Source organism: Paraburkholderia sp. BCC1884 (assembly GCF_900996225.1).
Taxonomy (GTDB): domain Bacteria; phylum Pseudomonadota; class Gammaproteobacteria; order Burkholderiales; family Burkholderiaceae; genus Paraburkholderia.
Window position 1 is genome coordinate 183495 of sequence record NZ_CAAJGL010000101.1, and the last position, 19255, is coordinate 202749.

Sequence of the window (19255 nt, forward strand, 5' to 3'; positions counted from 1 at the left end):
TTGTCGAATGAGCATTAAAAGCCGGAAGTACTGCCAAAAACCTTGCGCAATCGCGTGGATCAGTGAATGATCGCTCAGACGGCCTCGCCAGAATCACTGTTGGCGAGGCCGCTTGTTACTTTGCGTTCCGACATTCACGTACCGATCATGCCGACCTCCTCATTCACTTCCGCTTCGTCCGCAGTGCCTTGCCCGGTTGTCGAATCGCTCGACGCCATCCTTCCCGAAGAGCCGTTACTGATGATGGGCGCCGGCCCCGTGCCGATTCCCGCTGCCGTGGCCAAAGCGAACACGATCGTGATCAACCATCTGGGCGGCACGATGGTGAAGGTGATCGGTCAGGTGAAGACGATGGCGCGCTATGTGTTCCAGACGAAATCGAAATGGGTGCTGGGTGTCGCGGGTCCGGGCTCGGCGGCGATGGAGATGGCGATTTCCAATCTCGCGTGGGAAGGCACGCGGGTGCTGAGCATCAAGAACGGCTTTTTCAGCGAACGGATGGCGGAGATGGGTCGCCGTGTCGGCGCACGCGTGAGCACGCTCGAGGTCGACGACGGCACCGTGGCGAGCCTCGAACAGGTGGCCGAGGCGATTCGCCGCGAGCGTCCCGAGATTGTGACGGTGGTGCAGGGCGAGACCTCGAACACGGTGTGGAACTATCACCTGAAGGACATCGCTGCGTTGGCGAAAGCCGCGGGCGCGCTGGTGATCGTCGACGCAGTCTGCACGCTGAGCACGATGCCGCTGGAGATGGACGCGTGGGGAATCGACGCGGTGATCACGGGCGGGCAGAAGGGCTTGTCGTCGATTCCGGGCGTCTCGCTGATTGCGTTTTCCGATGCGGCCTGGGCGCGGGTCAAGGGACGGACGGCGCCGAACGCGCATTGGTGTCTGGATGCTTCGCTGGCTGAGAACTTCTGGCACAACGCGGGGTATCACTACACGGCGCCCGTTTCCGGCGTGCTGGCTTTGCACGAGGCTTTGCGGCTCGTGTGTGCCGAGACGCTGGAAAAGCGGTTTGCGCGGCATCTGAAATGTTCGCTGGCCCTGCAGGAGGGGATCGCCGCATTGGGCCTGCACCTGTACGCGCCTCAGGCGTGCCGACTGAATTCGGTTGTCGGCATCGAGGTGCCGCACGGTTTGAGTCCCGCCGATATCTGCGGCCATATCTCGCGACATCATCAGGTCGAGATTTCCGGCTCGTTCGGTTTGCCGATCGTGCGGATTGGCCAGATGGGCGAGCAATGCCGCGAGCACAATCTGTTCAGAACGCTGCATGCGCTGGGACGCACGATGCTGGATCTCGGCGCGACGGTGGATCTGCCGGCTGGAGTGGCGGCCTTGGAGAAGTCGCTGTCGGGCGGCGCGCGTCATTTGAAATAGAGCGCTGGCGCCCAATTACCTTCGCGCGATGAAAACTGCACCGTTCGGCCGCTTCCGTTGCGCAGACAGATGCCGATGAGCGAAGCGCCCGCAGCGACCTGTGAGGCGATGTAGCTGTCCACATCATTCAGCCGGACTTGCGGTGCGTTGTCGAGATAGATCCCGCCGATGCGTTGGTTGGTGCAGGCCGAAGCGGGCGGCAAGTGCGTCGTGTCGTCCCAACCGGTGGCCGCCGCGTAGAGATCGAGCATGACTGCGCTGGCGTCGGTGACGTTTTGCCCGAGCGTCTGGAGGGACGCGCTCGTATAAGGGTAGTCGCCGAGGCCGGCGGGTGTCGGGAACTGCATCAGCACCACGCTGTTCGGTGCGGAGGTCAGCGTTGCGTCGCCTCCATGCACCACATCGTTCGCGTCCACCCACGCGTCCGCGCTAGCGGCGGCGTAATGCGTCGGAATACTCTTGTCGCAGGTAGAGCCCGGCGTGACTGGCGCATTCATGCATCTGTCGATCAGGTACTGCATCGTGTCCACTTTCCAGACATTGATGAAATCGCCGTGCGCCGTGTACATCCCGCCCCATTGCGCTTCCCATTTGCCCTCCCTCCACGTTGGGTCCATCGACAACTGTGCGCCGGACAGATCGCCGTCCTGGCGGAGGTCGTAGGCGACGCTCATCTGTAACTCGGGAAGCTTGATCGGGTAGGCGCCCGGACAGGTGCCGTCGCTCTGACGATAAGCCATGTTCGATATGCCGCTGGCCGGGTTCGGCGCAAGCGTCCTGCCGTCCCAGCAATCCGGAAAGTGGACCGCAATATCGAGTTGCGCGAAGGTCCCGTTGTTGTCCATGACGACGGGACAATTGGTGGGCGCCGTGGTGGAGTACGAGCCGCCGCGGCACAAGAAATTGATGTGCGGATTCGGCGCGGCTCCGCGGTGATTGCCAGCCAGCATTTCGAGGCCGGCCGGGATGGCCTGAAGCGGGACGACTGGCTGGTCGTTCTTGTAGTACGTCTTCTGATACTGCGGTGCGACGATACCCGAGGCACGTTTCAATTGCGGAGCCCAATAAGCCGAGACGTCGGCGCTCGCGTCGCAGGTGGTGACTTTGTTGGCGGTCAGCGACGTGTATGTGCTGTAGGCATTCGTGCCCGTATTGCCAAAAAAATCATGACCCATGGCCCGACCGGGTTGCCCGGCGTGGACGATGGGATCGTCCGGCAGGCTATGAGAATAGCCGCACTGCACGTTGAACTGATTGCCCGCGTGGGCCGAACCTGCGGTCAGCGTCAGCGCGAGGCAGAGTTGGGCAGCTAACTTCATATGAGACTCCGAAGCAGGACGACAGGACGACGCGATGCCACACCGGGTGACTTCGCCGCCAATTGATTCGGAGTGTTGAACGAACCGGCGACGAAATCCTGTGAGCGAGGAGCATCGTAGGTCGAACTTCGGTGCGCTTCCAGCCAGGCAAACAGATAGGTCGGCTAGACCGAGTTTTAGGCGTGGGACTGTTGTTTCAAGTTGCTGGGCGAGGAGACAAGGCCGCATCCGGCGCGGCGAGCCGCGCGAGATGGGTTAGAGGCAGGGACTTGCGTGAAACTCAGGTTGCCGCAGGTGAAACGGGCACGCGGGCATTGCGCAGATACATCATCGTCGACAACACGACGGCGGCGGCGGAAGCCACTGCGGCAAAAAGGAACACCGAGCCGTAGCCGAACTCACCGGCGATATAACCGGCCAGAGGCCCGGTAATCCCGAGCGACAAGTCGAGAAACACCGAATAGGCCGACAACGCCGCGCCACGGCTCGCCGGTGGCACGAGTCCCACGGCTTCGACGCCCAGAGCCGGAAACACCAGGGCGAATCCGAATCCGGTCAACGCCGCGCCGGCCAGCGCGATATGCGGTTCGGGCGCGAGCCACAGCATCAGCAAGCCGGCGCATTCGAACGAAAACGATGCAATCGCGACCCGGAAGCCGCCGTAAGTCTTGATCGTGCTGGCAAACAGCAGGCGCGCGCCGATGAACAGCGTGCCGAATACCGTCAGCGACAACGCCGCATTCGGCCAATGCCTCGCGGCGTAGAAGAGCGTGATGAAGGTAGCAATCGAGCCGAAGCCCGCCGAGCCGAGTGCCAGGCCAATCCCGTGCGGCAATACGCGCGTGAAAACGCTGCGGTACGACATGCGTTCACCGTGCACGATCGGCACCGGCGCGATCGGGCGGGCGAGATAGAAGCCGAGCGCGGCGAGCAGAATCACCAGAATGCCCAACGCCGCAAAACCGACGCTATGCGCAATCGCCACCCCAAGCGGCGCGCCAACGGCCAGTGCGCCATACGTCGCGATCCCGTTCCACGAAATCACCCGTGCGTTGTTGCTCACGCCCACCCGGCCGATGCCCCACAGAATCGCGCCCGTGCCGCACAGGCTTTCGCCGAAGCCGAGCACGAGACGGCTGCACACCAGCAAGACCAGGCTTAGCACCGGCCAGCGTCCGCACAGTACCGCCAGGAGCAGCAGAATCCCGCTCGCGCCACAGCCCAGCAGGCCGATCGTCACGGTGCGCTTTGGCCCCAACGTGTCCGCGGAACGGCCGGCGAGCGGGCGCGAGGCGAGTGTCGCCAGATACTGGACGCTGATTGCCGCGCCGGCCAGCACGGCGCTATAGCCGAGGTCGTCGTGGACGTAGCCGGGCAGCACCGCAAGCGGAATGCCGATCGTCAGGTAGCAAAGAAACGTGAAAAAGACGACCGGAATGATCTGCAGGGTCGTCGCAAATTCGCTGCGGGGTGTCGCTGAATCGGTGGACATGGGGAAAACGAGACTTGAAAACGGCGGGAATGCGTGATTTTCCCATGGAACCGATTCTCTTGCAGGGTTTGCTTAATAATTCCTTCCGAAAATCGAGGGGTTAAAGCTCATATAGTGGTCCGTTTTGCACCCTTCAGCGCCTGTCTTGCCGACCCGGCGAGTGCGTTTTCATTTATGTTATGTGTCTTTTTTTCAATAAAAATAATTAAAAAGTGGCAAAAATGCCGATGCGACATAAGCTGCGCGGCACCCAAACCTATCTCGATATCGTTTCGCGGATATGCCCCCCATGCGAACGGGGCTATGGGTTGTATTTATTGACGGTGATAGTTTTCGAACCATCACTGCTGTACGTCCCCACGGACACCGAACATTCGAGAGTAACGAGACATGACAGAGCCGATTCGCTTTTACCACCGCAACGCGATCCGCGAGATCAAGGACGCGCCCGTCACCCGCACCGTCCTGCAGTATCTGCGCGAAGACGTGCATTGCACCGGCACCAAGGAAGGCTGCGCCGAAGGCGACTGCGGCGCGTGCACGGTCGTGATCGGCGAGCGCAACGAGGCGGGCGGCGTCGACTTCAAGGCGGTCAACGCCTGCATCCAGTTCGTGCCGACACTCGACGGCAAAGCGCTTTTCACCGTGGAAGACCTGCGTCAGCCGGACGGCTCGCTGCATCCCGTGCAGGAAGCGATGGTCGAATGTCATGGCTCGCAGTGCGGCTTCTGCACGCCGGGCTTCGTCATGTCGATGTGGTCGCTGTACGAAAAGCACGGTCACGAGCAAAGCTGCGCGAACAGGACGGTGCCGTCGCGTGAAACGATCAGCAATGCGCTGACCGGCAATCTGTGCCGTTGCACGGGGTATCGTCCGATCGTCGACGCAGCCGTGCGCATGTTCGAAGCGCCCGCGCCGAAAGCGCCGGTCAATCTCGAGGCACTGGCCGGCACGCTCGCCAGGATCGAGCGCAAGGATACGTTCCACTATCAGCATGCCGGCCAGCAGTTCGACGCGCCGCGCACGGTCGCCGCGCTCGCGAAGATCAAGGAAGCCGAGCCGGCCACGCGCATTCTCGCGGGCAGCACGGACATCGGCCTGTGGGTCACCAAGATGATGCGCGAGCTCGGCAACATCGTGTATGTCGGGCAGATCGCCGAGATGCAGAAGCTCGAAACGAACGACGAATGGATCGAGATCGGCGCTGGCGTGAGCGTCGAAAAGGCGTACTCGGAGATCGCGAAGCAGTACCCCGAGCTGACCGAAATGTGGCAACGCTTCGCGTCGCTGCCGATCCGCAATGCCGGCACGCTCGGCGGCAATATCGCCAATGGTTCGCCGATCGGCGATTCGATGCCGGGTCTGATCGCGCTCGGCGCACATGTGATCGTGCGTGGCGGCGAGATCGAACGCGAAATGCCGCTCGAAGACCTCTACCTCGCGTACCAGAAGAAGGATATGGCCGAGCACGAATTTGTGGTCGGACTGAAGGTGCCGACGCGTACCGGCGCGCGCAAGAATCTGCAGTTCCGCACCTACAAACTCTCGAAGCGTTTCGACTCCGACATCTCGGCTGTCTGCGCCGCGTTCTCGTTCATCGCGGACGGCAACGTGGTCCGTGAGCCGCGCATCGCGTTCGGCGGCATGGCCGCCACCTCAAAGCGCGCGACGCACGCCGAAGCCGTGTTGCGCGACGCCGAATGGCACGAAGCCACCGCGCAGGCCGCCATGCTCGCGCTCGGCAACGACTACGCGCCGCTCTCCGACATGCGCGCGACCAGCAACTACCGCCTCGAGGCGGCGAAGAACACCTTGTACCGCTTCTGGCTCGAAACGCGTCCGAACAATCCGCTGCCGAAGAGCGCACTCGACGTACGCGCGGTCGCCGCGGCGTGCGCCCCTGCCGGCGCAAACGCCTGAGACGCGCCCAGCCTACGAAGCATACGGAGAACACCACCATGAATCAGCAAGCCGAACCGTTCCTGAAAGACCTCAAGGAGCTCGACGACTTCACCCAGGTCCACATCTCGCGTCCGCACGAGTCCGCGCATCTGCACGTGAGCGGTCGCGCCACGTACACCGACGATATCCCGACGCTCGCCGGCACGCTGCACGCCGCGCTCGGGTTGTCGCCGAAAGCGCATGCGAAGATCGTCTCGATGTCGCTCGAGAAAGTGCGCGCCACGCCCGGCGTGGTGGCCATCTTCACCGCGGAAGATATTCCCGGCGTGAACGACGTGGGCCCGATCATCCACGGCGACGATCCGATTCTCGCCGACGGTCTGGTGCAATACGTCGGCCAGCCGATCTTCATCGTCGTGGCGACATCGCATGAAACGGCGCGGCTCGCGGCACGTCGCGCCGAGATCGTCTACGAAGAGTTGCCGGCGATTCTCACCGCGCAACAGGCGCGCGCCGCGAACCAGCACGTCTTGCCGCCGATGAAACTCGCGCGCGGCGAAGCCGGCACCAAGATCGCACGCGCCGCACGTCGCGAAGCCGGCGAGATGCTGCTCGGCGGCCAGGAACAGTTCTATCTGGAAGGCCAGATCTCGTACGCCGTGCCGAAGGACGACGACGGCATGCACGTCTACTGCTCGACGCAGCACCCGACCGAAATGCAGCACATGGTCGCGCATGCATTGGGCGTGGCGTCGCACAACGTGCTGATCGAATGCCGCCGGATGGGCGGCGGCTTCGGCGGCAAGGAATCGCAGTCGGGTCTGTTTGCATGCTGCGCGGCGCTCGCCGCATGGAAGCTGCTGTGCCCGGTGAAACTGCGTCCGGACCGCGACGACGACATAATGGTCACGGGCAAGCGCCACGATTTCCACTACACGTACGAAGTCGGCTACGACGACAAGGGGGTGATCGACGGCGTGACGGTCGACATGACCTCGCGCTGCGGTTTTTCCGCCGACCTGTCCGGCCCGGTGATGACTCGCGCGCTGTGCCACTTCGACAACGCCTACTGGCTCTCGGACGTGACGATCGACGGTTTCTGCGGTAAGACCAACACGCAGTCGAACACGGCGTTTCGTGGCTTTGGTGGACCGCAAGGCGCGTTCGCGATCGAATACATCATGGACAACGTCGCGCGTTCGGTCGGCGAAGACTCGCTCGACGTGCGTCGCCGCAATCTGTACGGCAAGACCGAGCGTAATCAGACGCCGTATGGCCAGGTCGTCGAAGACAACGTGATTCACGAGTTGATCGATGAACTCGAGGCGACCAGCGAATATCGCGCGCGCCGCGCCGAGATCAACGCATTCAACGCCAGCAACGAAGTGCTGAAAAAGGGTCTCGCACTCACGCCGGTGAAGTTCGGCATTGCGTTCAACGTGACGCACTTCAACCAGGCCGGCGCGCTTGTCCACATCTACACCGACGGCTCGGTGCTGGTGAATCACGGCGGCACCGAAATGGGCCAGGGCTTGAACACGAAAGTGGCGCAGGTCGTCGCGCATGAACTGGGCATCGGCTTCAACCGCATTCGCGTGACGGCCACCGATACCAGCAAGATCGCCAACACGTCGGCCACTGCTGCGTCGACCGGCTCGGATCTGAACGGCAAGGCCGCGCAGGATGCCGCGCGTCAATTGCGCGAACGTCTGTCGACGTTTGCCGCCGACAGGTTCGGCGGTGGCAAGGTGAGCGCGTCGGAAGTGCGCTTCCTGCACGATCGCGTGGTGGTCGGCGAGGCAATCGTGCCGTTCGAAGAGGTAATCGCGAAGGCATACGTCGCACGTGTCCAACTCTGGTCGGACGGCTTCTACGCGACGCCGAAACTCTACTGGGATCAATCGAAGCTGCAAGGCCGGCCGTTCTACTACTACTCGTACGGCGCAGCCGTGTCGGAAGTGGTGATCGACACGCTGACCGGCGAAATGCGCGTGCTGCGCGCGGATGCCTTGCATGACGTGGGCGCCTCGCTGAATCCCGCGCTCGACGTCGGCCAGGTGGAAGGCGCGTTCATTCAGGGCATGGGCTGGCTGACCACCGAGGAACTCTGGTGGAACGCCGGCGGCAAGCTGATGACGCACGCACCGTCTACCTACAAGATCCCGACCGTCAACGACACGCCGCCCGACTTCCGCGTGCGTCTGTTCAAGAACCGCAATGCCGAGGACAGCATTCACCGTTCGAAGGCAACCGGCGAGCCGCCGCTGCTGCTGCCGTTCTCAGTGTTCTTTGCAGTGCGCGACGCGGTGTCGGCCGTGGGCGACCACAAGGTCAATCCGCCGCTGAATGCGCCCGCGACGAGCGGGGAAATCCTCAAAGCGGTCGGCGCAGTGCGGGCTGCAAGCGCTGCGGCGCGTCAGTAACAGCGGGAGAACACGCGTGAATCATTCACTCACTGGAGTCTCCGCCATGAACGCATTTTCTTCGGTTCAGATCGGCCGGCGCAGCGCCGTCGAGCCGCCGCGTCCGGCGCCGATGCACATCGTGCTGTTCGGCGCGGGACACGTCGGCCATGCGCTCATTCAGCTGCTCGGCAGCCTGCCGTGCGTGGCCCAGTGGGTCGACGAACGCGACGAACTGTTCCCCGACGAAACGCCCGCCAACGTGCAGATCGAAGCGACCGACACGCCGGACGTGATCGTCGACACGGCGCCGCCCGGCGCGTACTTTCTCGTGATGACGCATAACCACGCGCTCGACTTTTCGCTGGCCGCGCGCATCATGCGGCGGCGCGATTTCACCTACTTCGGCATGATCGGCTCGAAAACCAAGCGCGTGAAATTCGAGCGCCGCCTGCTCGAACGTGGCGTGGACCTGGACCGGCTGGTGGAGATGACATGCCCGATCGGGGTGGCGGGTATCGTCGACAAGGCGCCTGCGGCGATTGCCGTAGCGGTGTGCGCCGAACTGCTGCAGATTCGCTCCCGGCAGATCACGGCGCAGGCCGTTACGCAGAAGCTGTACGCCAGCGTGTAAGCATGAAGTGAGCGCCTGCGACGTCAGCGCGCGATAAACAGCGTCGACGACAGCGTTCGACGCGCCCCATCCCGCGTCGAACACCCAACGTCAGCCCACTGCGGCTGACGTTTCTTTTTTCCGCGGCGTTTTCGCGCGCCGCGGTTTTTGCGCCACCAGGCTATCCGACACCTGAGACATGAGCGCGCGCAGCCAGCCGACATCGCTCGGCCGATCCGGTTGCGGATGCCACATCTGATAGCACTTGATGCGCGGAAACGGGATCGGCACGTCGACCACCGCGAGCGGCAGCATGGCCGCGTAGTGGGTCGCGAAGCGCCGCGTGGTCGTGAAGATCAGGTCCGACTGCAGCAGCGTTTGCGGCACGAGCCCGAAGTAAGGCAGCGTAGCGACGATGCGCCGGTCGGCGCGCGCTCGCGCGAAACCAATGTCGATGGCGCCGCCGCGCGCGCCGCTATACGGCGTGGGCGCAAGGTGCGGTGCGGCCAGATAGGCCTCGCGCGTCATCGGCATGCGGGTCAGCGGATGATCGGCGCGCATCAGGCAGACCACGGTATCGGAGAACAGATCGCTGCGCGCAAAACGTGGATCGGGTTTCGGCCAGTTGCCGATCACGAGATCGAGTTCGCCGGCATCGAGCGCGGCGGAATGATCGAGCATCGGCCCGAGCGATTCGATTTCCAGCCGCGCGTTCGGCGCCGCCTCGCGGAACTGCGCGATCACGGTCGGCATGAAGAAATCGTTCAGATAATCCGGCGCGGCGACGCGAAAGGTGCGGCGCGAGCGGCCGGCATCGAAGTCGCCGTGTGGTGTCGCGACGAAATCGACTTCGCGCAGCACACGCTGCGCGGAGGCCAGCAGCGACTCGCCGTATTCGGTCGGCACCATGCCCGATTTGCCGCGTACGAGGATCGGGTCGTTCAGCGTTTCGCGCAGTTTGCGCAGCGCGGTGCTGATGGCGGGCTGGGTCTGATTCAGCCGCAGTGCGGTCTGCGTGACGCTGCGCTCGACCAGCAGCGTGCGCAGCACGCGTACGAGCCAGATATCGAGGGAAGCGGCGGTGTCGTCCATGGTCGAGGCTAGGCGGTGCGGGCGTGTCGGCCCACGTGATGCGTCGTGCGCGAGCCGCCCACGGACAACCCGCGCGCCGGGCACGCAAAGGCTATTACCATAGGCCCGTTTGCCGTGCCGCGGCCATAGCAGGCACGGTATGGCCGGCATCAGCAGGGCATTTTCGACGCCATCGCACCTGGGGCAACGGTGGCAGCCGTCTGGGCCGCGTGCTGATTGACCCCGAGACTTACGTCCAGCCTACGACGGAATGTCGGCGAGACCCGAGGGCAACGTGCTGATCCGTTTCACTTCCTTCGATTCGAGCCAGTTCGGCGTACGCGCACAGTAGAGCACCATCGGCAACGCATCTTCGCCCCAGAACAATTGATCGTTCAGACGGAAGGTCGGCACGCCGTAAACGCCCAGCCCGATTGCATCGGCGGTATTGCACTGCAATTGCGCCTGGACTTCGGGACGCTGGATCAGCGCCGGGCCGTCCGGCATGCCCACGCGTTCGCACAATTCGGCAAAGGCTTCTTCAGTGGACGGATCGCGCCCCTCGCGCCAGATGAAGCGGAAAATCTCGCGCACGAAGTTGACGTCGCCGTTCGCCGCGGTGGCGAGCAACAGCGGCTTGGTGGAATCGAACGGATGCGCCGGCGGCATTTTGTAGGGGATGCCGAGTTGCTCCGCGCGAAATAGCGCGTGCCGGTACAGGAAAGTGCGCTTGGCCGGCACGCCATAAGCCGGCCGTTGGCCCCAATGGCGATACAGGTCGTTCAGCACCACCGGCGTGAACTTGAAGTCGAAGCCCGGCCATTTGTCGTGTTGCTCCAGCAACAGGTACGTGAACGGCGAGACAAAGTCGTAAAACCACAGCGGTTGCCTGGCGTCGATGCCAACGGTCATAAATGTCTCCCGGATTGCCTGTTCCGACCGATGCGTCTGCTGCATCGGCGGATTTGTAATGATCTTACGCGGTGCGGCTTCGGCTTGCACCGGTCAATATGCTTTCGACGGGGCGCCGCCGGGCGGCTCGCCGGAGGCCGGGCCGCCGGGTGCGCCGGCGGTTTCTTCTTCATCCGGGTCTTCCGGCTGCGCGTCGCGCGCGTGGCTGAGCCGCCGGCGCACGAAGCCGATGTGCTCGCGCAGCACATAGAACTGATCCGCGTAGGCAAGCGGCATTTTCAGGCCGTTGACCGATTCCTCGATCGCGTCGAGCCGCTCGATCAGCGAGGCGCGCTCGGCAGCCGAATGTTCGCTGAGCGCGCTGCGCTCGATGGCGATCAGCGCGCCGTACCAGCGATAGATGCGCGACTTCACCCGCCACGCATACAGCGACGGCACGAGGCGCAACGCCGGCACCAGCAACACGATCAACGGCACCACGACGACCAGCAGCCGGTCGGCGAGGCTGGCCAGCCAGAACGGCAGCACTCGATAGAGGAAGCTTTTGCCCGACTTGTAGTAGCGCGCGGCATCGTCGCTGATCGGGAAGTCGTGCGCGAGCGGCGCGGGGAATTCGCCGGCGCGCTGCATGATGTTCGCCTTGCCGTGCACCTCGCGAGCGGCCTCGATCAGCAGATCGGACAGCGCGGGATGCAGCGAGTCGCGCGCCACCAGCTCGGCGGTCGGCGCCACCATGTGAATCGGCGCGGACGGCAGATTCTTGCCGAGGTCGAACGCGCCCATCGGCATTTCCAGCTGGGTCAGATAGGGAAAGCGTCGCGTGTAGGCGTCGGCCTGGGTGAAATCGTAGAACTGCACGTTCGGCGTGCGGTACAGCTTGCCCATCACCGCCGGCTGCGCCGAATCGCCGGCGAGAAACGCGGCGTCGACCTTGCCGGAGACGAGCGCGTCGGCGGCGTCGTCGCCCGAGAGCGGCAACAGTCTGGTGGCGCCGCCCGGCACGATGCCGTTGGCTTTGAGGAGCGCCAGCGCCAGTTCGCGCGTGCCGCTGCCCTCGGCGCCGACCGCGAGGCGCTGGCCCTTGAATTCGGACAGCCGCGTGACCGTGGGGCCGTGATAGAAAATCGCCAGCGGCACGTAAGCCACGCTGCCGAGCGACATCAGACCTTCGCTCGCCGGGCCGGGCGCGACGCCGTCCTGCACGAAGCCGACGTCCACGTTCGAATTCGGATCGGAGAGCCGCTTGAGATTCTGCAGCGAGCCTTCCGACGACAACACATTCAGCGTGATGCGGTTGCGCGCCAGGATCGTCTTGTACTTCTGCGCGGCGTTCCAGAAGGTGCTGCCTTCGGGGCCGGCGCTGATGGTCAGGGTGCTCGGCGGCGCGGGCTGGATCAGACGCACGGCAACCCAGATCGCCGCGATGGCGATCAGCAGGATCGGTCCGAACGAGACGGCGAGGTCGCGCCAGGAGATCGCAACGAAACGGGCGACGAGACGGGGAGGGCTTTTGCGGCCGGTGGCTGGCTTCATCGGATGACGTGACGGCGGCGGTCGGAAGTGAACGGCGCGCGGCAGCGCGCGTGGCGCCGATGGTACCTGAGATTCGCGCGGGCACGGGCAGGCTGGCGGCGTGCGGCGCCGACAAACCCGTAACAAATCGTGAACGTCAGGTGAACGCCGCGTGAACCTGGCGTGACCCTCGTGTGAATCGCGCGAGACTGCCGCGTCGCCCGGTCAGGTGGGTCGCCCCGGCTTGCCCGAACAACTAAACCCTTTGCGCTTCTGGCCCGGCTAGATTAAATTGTGCATCGCTGCCGTGAACCGACGTTTGCGCAGCGCGACCTGGCACGACACACAAGAACCGGGCGCGCTCGTGGACTTCATGGCTCGCCGGTTGTCGCACAGTGTTGGCATGGCCGTCGTTTTATACCGGCCGTCGCATCCTGTGATCGATTACCCGCCTCTTTCGCCTCTCGCACATCGTGTTGCCGCCTTAGTCGGCTGAAGCTGCCGCGCGCCTTGGCGCGTGCGCAGCACGGCCGCCGGTAGTCGTAACGAAGCCGCTTGTTTATGCGGTCCAATGTGTAGCTAAGGAGAAAAGCAATATGAAATCGGTCGGTTTTCTGAAAACGCTGGGCTCGGTGGTGGCAATGGTGGTGGCGTGCAACGTGTACGCTCAGGCAAGCGATGCAATGGCACCGAGCACGGCCGCTCCGGCAACGAGCGCCAAGGCGACCAAGAAGGCCAATGGCCAGTTGGGCCGCAAGGTGCGTAGCGCGCTCGCCAAGACGCAAGGCGTCGACGTGTCGAGCATCGCTGTGCGCGCGCGCGGCGGCGCAGTGACCCTCACGGGTTCGGTGCCCAACCAAGGCCAGATCGACGCAGCCGGCGAAGCAGCCAAGGGCGTCGCAGGCGTGACGTCGGTGTCGAACAAGCTGACCGTGATGCAGCAGTAATCAGCCGCCGGCCCGAGGTATCGGGCAGACGCACCAAGCTCCGGCGTTCAGGCCGGAGCTTTTTTTTCGCGATTATTTTTCGTCGCGCTGACTTATTTTAAAGCGACGATGATGGAACCCAGCCGATGCGGACCCGCGGCCAACGCCGCCACGGTCCGACTGTGCGCTGCGACACATTATCGATGTGCCGCGAAGCGTACTGTGATGCATGGGGAACCGGAGTGATCGCTATGGAAACCACGCTTTTGCGCTACACCGATCTGCCTATCGGCGATCGCGCGGCTTTTGAACTGGTATGCGCGCGGCATGGTTTCGCCCCGGCGCATTTCGACGTCAGCATCTGCGCGGACCGGGACGATCCGCTCAACGAGCGTCTGGTGACCGTGCGGCGCGGCGGCTGGGCGCAAGCCTATCGCAACTGCCGCGGCCAGTGGATCCGGCAGTTCGAGGCCGATCTGACCTGTCGGTTTTTCAAGTAGCCACCCGGGCACAGCGGCGTTTTCCCGATGCTTCAGGCCAGCACGAGGCGCACGCCGACCAGCGTCAGCGTAGCGGCGAGCAGGTTGCGCAGCAGCGCATCCGGCGCGCGCGAGGACAGGTAGCTGCCGATCGCAATGCCCGGCAGCGAGCCCACCAGCAGTGACAGCAGCATTGCCCAATCGATCGAACCCAGCAGCCAGTGACCGGCGCCCGCCAGCAGGGTGAGCGGCACCGCGTGCGCGATGTCGGAACCGACGATGCGCGTGGTGGGCAATAAGGGATACAGCAGGAGCAGCACCGTTACGCCGATGGCGCCCGCTCCCACCGAAGTCAACGACACCAGCACGCCGAGCACTGCGCCAGTCAGAATGGTCAGCGCGAGCGTGCGGCCCTGATTGGGCGCGCGCGGACGGCGCGTGCCAAGTGCCGCGAGTTGCGGGCGAAACACCAGCGCGACGGCCGTGATCAGCAGCGCCGCACCGAGCACCACCTGAATCAGGCGGCTCGCGCCGGGCGTGTCCATGCCATAGCGATGCAGCAGGATCAGGGTGAGCGTGGCGGCCGGCACGCTACCGGCGGCGAGGCGCAGCGTGATCTGCCAGTCGACCGAGCCCTTCAGGCCGTGCACGAGGGTGCCGGTTGCCTTGGTGGCCGCCGCGTAGAGCAGATCGGTGCCGACGGCGGTCGCCGGGTGCACGTTGAACAGCAACACCAGGATCGGCGTCATCAGCGAGCCGCCGCCGACGCCCGTCAGTCCGACCAGAAAGCCGACAAAGAGGCCGGACAAGGAGTACAGCAGTTCGATGTGAGGAAGAGGCATTGAGCGGACCGCTGGCGGTCGGGTGGATGAGCGGGTGAGTGAGCGGACGGAGAAGCGGCGGCGCGGCGAAAGCCGCTATTGTCGCAAAACTGCCGCGATTGCGTCTGAAACGCCACGCGGCACACCGCGAACCCATCGACCGCGTACGCCCAATGCCGCTACGCCGCCGCAAAGACCGCCGCCTAGAGCGCGCGACGAATCTCGACGACGCCGAATGCCGCGAGCGTGAGCCCGACAACCCGATCGATAGCGACGCGCAACTTGCTGCCGATCGCATGGCGCGCGAGCGACACTACCGTCACGAGGAAACACCACCAGGCGATCGAACCGCAAAACACGCCGCCCACCGTAGTCAGCGCAATGCCCGACGAAAACGCTCCGCGCGGCGCGAGCGTGGTGAACAGCGCCGCGAACATGATGACCGTCTGCGGGTTCGTCAGCGTGAGCAGCAGCGAACTCGCGTAGGCTCGTAGCGCGCCGCTTCGGCCGACTTGCGCGAGTTGGCCGTCGCCGGAGGCGGCGTCGTTCGTGGTGTCGGCGGACGCTTTCTGGAGCAGGGCGCGCACGCCCAGATACAGCAGAAACAGACCCGCGAGCAGATGCAAGGGCCGGTCGTAAGCGAGCATGAATTGCGAAATACTCACGAGCCCGAGTGCCGCGAGCAGGCCGTAGGCGGCGTCGCCACTCGCGATTCCCAGGCCGATCGCGAGTCCCGCGCGCGGACCGCCGGTGAGCGTGCGGCGAATGCACAGCATGCCCATCGGGCCGACGGGAGCGGCAATCGCGAGGCCGACGCCCGCGGCGGTGAAGAAGAGGCTGGTGGTGGACATGGATATCCCTGCTCGATGGATCGTTCTGGTTCGACGGCGTGGCTGCCGGCGGGCAGTGCCTGAGCATAGCCAGACGCAAAGGGAACGGCAAGCCGGCCCGCGCAGGAGCCAGCCGTCATGCGCTGCGCTGCGCTGCGCGTATCGGCCGTGGATACCCTAAGCCCGCTTCGAAGACGGTTTTCCTCGGGCATAATTTTCCCACTTCCAACCTTCGGAGCAGATTCGTTCATGTGGCAGATCGATCAGGTGACCTTGCGCTTGTTCATCGCCGTCTGCGAGGAAGGCACCATCGCGCGCGCGGCCGAGCGCGAGTTCATCGCACCCTCGGCAGTCAGCAAGCGGCTCGCCGATCTCGAAGCACTGGTAGAGGTCGCGTTGCTCTCGCGCAGTCAGCGAGGCGTGCGCGCGACGGCGGCCGGCGAGGCGCTGCTGCGTCACGCCCGGCTCATCATGCGCAGCCACGAACGCATGCAGGCCGAGCTGAGCGAGTACGCAGCCGGCGCGCGCGGTCATGTGCGGGTGTTGGCCAACGTATCGTCGATGGTGGAGTTCTTGCCCGAGGCGTTGTCGCTGTTCCTGAAGGAGCATCCGCAGATTCGCGTCGATGTCGAAGAGCGCGTGAGTACGGAAATCGTGCGCGGCCTGGAAGAGGGTGTCGCAGACCTCGGCATCTGCCGCGACGTGGTGCCGATGGGCAGCCTCGACGTCTTGCCCTACCGCGCCGATCATCTCGCGCTGATCGTGCCGCGTGCTCATCCGCTGGCGGCAGAAGCCGCCGTCGGCTTCGAGCAGACGCTCGCCTTCGATCACCTCGGGCTGGCGTCGAATGCATCGGTGAATGCGTTGATGCAGCGCATCGCGGTGGAGAAGGGGCGCGAGCTCAATTACCGCACCTATGTATCGACTTTCGACGCCGCCTATCGCTTCATCCAGGCCGGCCTCGCCGTGGCGATCCTGCCGCGCGAAGCGCTGCCGCGTCACGCCGCCGACGAATACGACATCGTCGCCGTGCCTTTGCGCGAGTCGTGGGCCGAGCGGCGCTTCGTGATCTGCATGCGCGACCGTGGCGCGCTGACGCTGGCGGCCTCGCATCTGCTCGCTCATCTGCTGGGCGCGCTTTGAGGCGCGGCGAAACGCCTGCCCGCTTCCCTCTGAAAAGCCCTTAAGGGTTTCCCCTTTGCGACGGCGCACGTCCGTCCAGTAAGCCTGAGCCGCCATCGTGAGCGGCGATGGAGTGCGTCGTCAACGCAGTCTTTTACCCGCGCGCCGCGACGGGCACGCTGTCACTCAGCAGCTGTCTTCCCCCATCTTCATCTGGCAGCAGAAACCGGGATTCAAGACCATGAGTGACACGCAAGAACGCGTCGTCGTAACCGAAGTCGGCATGCGCGACGGTCTGCAAAGCATCGCCCGCACGATGCCCACCGAGTTCAAACGACGCTGGATCGATGCCGCCTACGCCGCCGGCATGCGGCATATGGAAGTCGCCTCGTTCGTACCGGCAAAGCTGTTGCCGCAAATGGCCGACGCCGACGACATCATCGCCCACGCGCTCACCTACGACGATCTGATCGTCACCGCGCTCGTGCCGAATCTGAAGGGCGCCCAGCGCGCGCTCGACGCGGGCGTGCACCGGATCGTCGCGCCGATTTCGGTGAGCATGGCGCACAGCCTCGCGAACGTGCGCAAAACGCCCGCCGACATGATCGAGGCTTTCGCCGCGATGCGCGAGTCGATCGACGGCGCGTCGCAGGCCGGCGCGCGACGGATCGAACTGATCGCGGGGTTGTCGACGGTATTCGGTTGCACGCTGCAAGGCGCGGTGCCATACGCCGACATCGCCGCGATCGCGCGCGCCGCGTTGCAGGCGGGCGCCGATGTGATCGCGCTCGGCGACACCACCGGCGAAGCGACGCCGCGCCAGGTCGGCGAAATCATCGAACTGGTGCGCGACGTGGCCGGCGACAAACTGCGCTCGCTGCATTTCCACGATACGCGTGGCCTCGGCCTGGCCAACACCGTGGTCGCATTGCAGCACGGCATCCGTGAATTCGACGCGTCGCTCGCCGGCCTCGGCGGCTGCCCGCACGCGCCGGGTGCGACCGGCAACGTCAACACCGAGGACCTCGTGTTCATGCTCGACAGCATGGGCTATCGGACCGGCATCGACCTGAACCGGCTGCTCGCGTCACGCACCGTGCTCGCCGACGCGTTGCCCGGCGAGCCGCTCTATGGCTATCTGGCGCGCGCCGGTTTGCCCAGGCAGTTCCCGGCTGCCGCTCAATTTCTCGACCCTACCGAATCGCAGGTGCTGCAATGAATCCGTGCTCTTCCACTTCGACGTCCGCTGCCGCTTCCCCCTCCGCTTTGCCGCTCGCGGGCCTACGCGTGATCGAGTTGTCGCACATGGTGATGGGCCCCACTTGCGGGATGATTCTCGGCGACCTGGGCGCCGAAGTCATCAAGGTCGAGCCGCCGCGCGGCGACGGCACACGTCGGCTGCTCGGCACCGGCGCGGGTTTTTTTCGCACCTTCAATCGCAACAAGAAGAGTGTCGCGCTCGATCTCGATAGCGAAGCGGGACTCGACGCGTTGCACAAGCTCGTCGATACCGCCGATGTATTCGTCGAAAACTTCAAGCCGGGCCGCATGGCGAGCCTTGGGCTCGACTATGCGTCGTTGCGCGAACGCAATCCGAAACTCATCTACGTGTCGCACAAGGGCTTTCTGAACGGTCCGTATGAACATCGCCTTGCGCTCGACGAAGTCGTGCAGATGATGGCCGGCCTCGCCTACATGACCGGACCGGTCGGCCGTCCGTTGCGCGCGGGTAGTTCGGTCAACGACATCATGGGCGGCATGTTCGGCGCGATCGGCGTGCTCGCCGCGTTGCACGAACGGCACACCAGCGGACGTGGCAAGGAGGTGCAGAGCGCGTTGTTCGAGAACTGCGTGCTGCTGTCCGCGCAGCACATGCAGCAGTTCGCCGCGACCGGCGTGCCGGCCGCGCCGATGCCCGAGCGCATCAGCGCCTGGGCCGTGTACGACGTGTTCACGCTCGCCAACGACGAACAGATGTTCATCGCTGCGACCGGCGACGGTCAGTGGCGCGCGCTGTGCGCGATTCTCGGCCGCGCCGATCTGCTCGCCGATCCGCGTCTCACGACCAACAACGACCGTGTGCTGGCGCGCGAATGGCTTCTGAAGACGCTCGGCGAAACCTTGCGTGGCTTCGAAGGCGCGGCGCTCGTGCCGCAATTCGAGCGTGACCACATTCCATTCGCGTCGATCACGAAACCCGAAGAATTGTTCGACGATCCGCATCTGAAAGAAAGCGGCGGCCTCGCGAACCTCACGCTCGACGACGGTACGCAAACCGGCATGCCGCTGCTGCCGATTTCGCTGGACGGTGCGCGCCTGCAACCGCGTCAGCCGATCGCGAAGATCGGCGAGCACACCGCGGAGGTGTTGCGCGGACTGGGCTACGACGAAGCGCAGATTGCGGCGCTCGGCAGTGGTGTGGCCTCGGCCTCGGCGCCGCGCGAAGCCGCCTGAGTTTGCCGTCGGGTATG

At 64.5% G+C, this 19255-nt stretch carries 16 protein-coding genes; 9 read left to right on the forward strand and 7 right to left on the reverse strand.

Going from position 1 to position 19255, the window contains the following annotated elements:
• Positions 1-147 precede the first annotated feature (147 nt).
• A complete protein-coding gene (locus tag FQ705_RS23255) occupies positions 148-1383 on the forward strand; it encodes a pyridoxal-phosphate-dependent aminotransferase family protein (RefSeq protein WP_144144694.1) in 1236 nt (411 codons plus the stop codon).
• On the opposite strand, the gene FQ705_RS23260 is transcribed toward FQ705_RS23255, so the two are convergent.
• Both FQ705_RS23260 and FQ705_RS23265 read right to left on the reverse strand, forming a co-directional pair.
• A complete protein-coding gene (locus tag FQ705_RS23260; RefSeq protein WP_144144696.1) occupies positions 1371-2702 on the reverse strand; it encodes a DUF1996 domain-containing protein in 1332 nt (443 codons plus the stop codon). The genes FQ705_RS23255 and FQ705_RS23260 overlap by 13 nt on opposite strands.
• Before the next feature lie 280 nt (positions 2703-2982).
• On the reverse strand, positions 2983-4194 hold the full coding sequence (locus FQ705_RS23265; RefSeq protein WP_144144698.1) for an MFS transporter: 1212 nt from the start codon (positions 4192-4194) through the stop codon (positions 2983-2985).
• Positions 4195-4584: 390 nt separating this feature from the next.
• On the opposite strand from FQ705_RS23265, the gene xdhA reads away from it, so the two are divergent.
• The 3 genes from xdhA to xdhC are packed head-to-tail and all read left to right on the forward strand — an operon-like array spanning position 4585 to position 9132.
• Positions 4585-6114: a xanthine dehydrogenase small subunit gene (gene xdhA / locus FQ705_RS23270; protein WP_144144700.1), complete on the forward strand. Its 1530-nt coding sequence runs from the start codon at positions 4585-4587 to the stop codon at positions 6112-6114.
• Between the two features lie 38 nt (positions 6115-6152).
• Positions 6153-8519 carry a xanthine dehydrogenase molybdopterin binding subunit gene (gene xdhB / locus FQ705_RS23275; protein WP_144144702.1) on the forward strand — a complete coding sequence of 789 codons (2367 nt, stop codon included), beginning with the start codon at positions 6153-6155 and terminating at the stop codon, positions 8517-8519.
• Positions 8520-8565: 46 nt separating this feature from the next.
• Entirely contained in the window at positions 8566-9132 is a 567-nt protein-coding gene (gene xdhC / locus FQ705_RS23280; protein WP_144144704.1) for a xanthine dehydrogenase accessory protein XdhC, read from the forward strand.
• A gap of 90 nt (positions 9133-9222) precedes the next feature.
• Here xdhC and FQ705_RS23285 read toward each other — a convergent pair whose 3' ends face one another.
• From FQ705_RS23285 to FQ705_RS23295, 3 genes are all read right to left on the reverse strand, one after another.
• A complete protein-coding gene (locus FQ705_RS23285; RefSeq protein ID WP_144144706.1) occupies positions 9223-10203 on the reverse strand; it encodes a LysR substrate-binding domain-containing protein in 981 nt (326 codons plus the stop codon).
• A gap of 240 nt (positions 10204-10443) precedes the next feature.
• Positions 10444-11094 carry a 2-hydroxychromene-2-carboxylate isomerase gene (locus FQ705_RS23290; protein ID WP_144144708.1) on the reverse strand — a complete coding sequence of 217 codons (651 nt, stop codon included), beginning with the start codon at positions 11092-11094 and terminating at the stop codon, positions 10444-10446.
• Positions 11095-11187: 93 nt separating this feature from the next.
• Entirely contained in the window at positions 11188-12627 is a 1440-nt protein-coding gene (locus FQ705_RS23295) for a TAXI family TRAP transporter solute-binding subunit (protein ID WP_260854599.1), read from the reverse strand.
• A gap of 575 nt (positions 12628-13202) precedes the next feature.
• On the opposite strand from FQ705_RS23295, the gene FQ705_RS23300 reads away from it, so the two are divergent.
• Entirely contained in the window at positions 13203-13553 is a 351-nt protein-coding gene (locus FQ705_RS23300; RefSeq protein ID WP_144144710.1) for a BON domain-containing protein, read from the forward strand.
• A gap of 230 nt (positions 13554-13783) precedes the next feature.
• Positions 13784-14032, forward strand: coding sequence for a hypothetical protein (locus FQ705_RS23305; RefSeq protein WP_144144712.1), 249 nt, complete (start codon positions 13784-13786; stop codon positions 14030-14032).
• A gap of 32 nt (positions 14033-14064) precedes the next feature.
• On the opposite strand, the gene FQ705_RS23310 is transcribed toward FQ705_RS23305, so the two are convergent.
• Together FQ705_RS23310 and FQ705_RS23315 are read right to left on the reverse strand one after the other, a co-directional pair.
• The gene (locus FQ705_RS23310) at positions 14065-14853 is read right to left on the reverse strand and encodes a sulfite exporter TauE/SafE family protein (protein ID WP_144144714.1); all 789 of its coding nucleotides are present in this window, start codon (positions 14851-14853) and stop codon (positions 14065-14067) included.
• Positions 14854-15035: 182 nt separating this feature from the next.
• Positions 15036-15683 carry a LysE family translocator gene (locus FQ705_RS23315; protein ID WP_144144716.1) on the reverse strand — a complete coding sequence of 216 codons (648 nt, stop codon included), beginning with the start codon at positions 15681-15683 and terminating at the stop codon, positions 15036-15038.
• A gap of 228 nt (positions 15684-15911) precedes the next feature.
• Here FQ705_RS23315 and FQ705_RS23320 point away from each other — a divergent pair, with 228 nt between their 5' ends.
• From FQ705_RS23320 to FQ705_RS23330, 3 genes are all read left to right on the forward strand, one after another.
• Positions 15912-16805: a LysR substrate-binding domain-containing protein gene (locus tag FQ705_RS23320; protein WP_144144718.1), complete on the forward strand. Its 894-nt coding sequence runs from the start codon at positions 15912-15914 to the stop codon at positions 16803-16805.
• A gap of 220 nt (positions 16806-17025) precedes the next feature.
• A complete protein-coding gene (locus FQ705_RS23325) occupies positions 17026-18003 on the forward strand; it encodes a hydroxymethylglutaryl-CoA lyase (RefSeq protein WP_144144720.1) in 978 nt (325 codons plus the stop codon).
• Positions 18000-19238, forward strand: a complete 1239-nt coding sequence (locus tag FQ705_RS23330; protein ID WP_144144722.1) for a CaiB/BaiF CoA transferase family protein — start codon at positions 18000-18002, stop codon at positions 19236-19238. Before FQ705_RS23325 ends, FQ705_RS23330 begins: the two co-directional genes overlap by 4 nt.
• Positions 19239-19255: the final 17 nt, after the last annotated feature.

Excerpts from the sequence above, each read along its gene's own strand:
- FQ705_RS23310 (WP_144144714.1), bottom strand. The coding sequence starts at position 14,853 with ATGCCTCTTCCTCACATCGAACTGCTGTACTCCTTGTCCGGCCTCTTT.
- FQ705_RS23260 (WP_144144696.1), bottom strand. The coding sequence starts at position 2,702 with ATGAAGTTAGCTGCCCAACTCTGCCTCGCGCTGACGCTGACCGCAGGT.
- FQ705_RS23290 (WP_144144708.1), bottom strand. The coding sequence starts at position 11,094 with ATGACCGTTGGCATCGACGCCAGGCAACCGCTGTGGTTTTACGACTTT.
- xdhC (WP_144144704.1), top strand. The coding sequence starts at position 8,566 with ATGAACGCATTTTCTTCGGTTCAGATCGGCCGGCGCAGCGCCGTCGAG.
- FQ705_RS23305 (WP_144144712.1), top strand. The coding sequence starts at position 13,784 with ATGGAAACCACGCTTTTGCGCTACACCGATCTGCCTATCGGCGATCGC.
- FQ705_RS23300 (WP_144144710.1), top strand. The coding sequence starts at position 13,203 with ATGAAATCGGTCGGTTTTCTGAAAACGCTGGGCTCGGTGGTGGCAATG.
- FQ705_RS23295 (WP_260854599.1), bottom strand. The coding sequence starts at position 12,627 with ATGAAGCCAGCCACCGGCCGCAAAAGCCCTCCCCGTCTCGTCGCCCGT.
- FQ705_RS23265 (WP_144144698.1), bottom strand. The coding sequence starts at position 4,194 with ATGTCCACCGATTCAGCGACACCCCGCAGCGAATTTGCGACGACCCTG.
- FQ705_RS23325 (WP_144144720.1), top strand. The coding sequence starts at position 17,026 with ATGAGTGACACGCAAGAACGCGTCGTCGTAACCGAAGTCGGCATGCGC.
- xdhA (WP_144144700.1), top strand. The coding sequence starts at position 4,585 with ATGACAGAGCCGATTCGCTTTTACCACCGCAACGCGATCCGCGAGATC.
- xdhB (WP_144144702.1), top strand. The coding sequence starts at position 6,153 with ATGAATCAGCAAGCCGAACCGTTCCTGAAAGACCTCAAGGAGCTCGAC.
- FQ705_RS23330 (WP_144144722.1), top strand. The coding sequence starts at position 18,000 with ATGAATCCGTGCTCTTCCACTTCGACGTCCGCTGCCGCTTCCCCCTCC.
- FQ705_RS23315 (WP_144144716.1), bottom strand. The coding sequence starts at position 15,683 with ATGTCCACCACCAGCCTCTTCTTCACCGCCGCGGGCGTCGGCCTCGCG.
- FQ705_RS23320 (WP_144144718.1), top strand. The coding sequence starts at position 15,912 with ATGTGGCAGATCGATCAGGTGACCTTGCGCTTGTTCATCGCCGTCTGC.
- FQ705_RS23285 (WP_144144706.1), bottom strand. The coding sequence starts at position 10,203 with ATGGACGACACCGCCGCTTCCCTCGATATCTGGCTCGTACGCGTGCTG.
- FQ705_RS23255 (WP_144144694.1), top strand. The coding sequence starts at position 148 with ATGCCGACCTCCTCATTCACTTCCGCTTCGTCCGCAGTGCCTTGCCCG.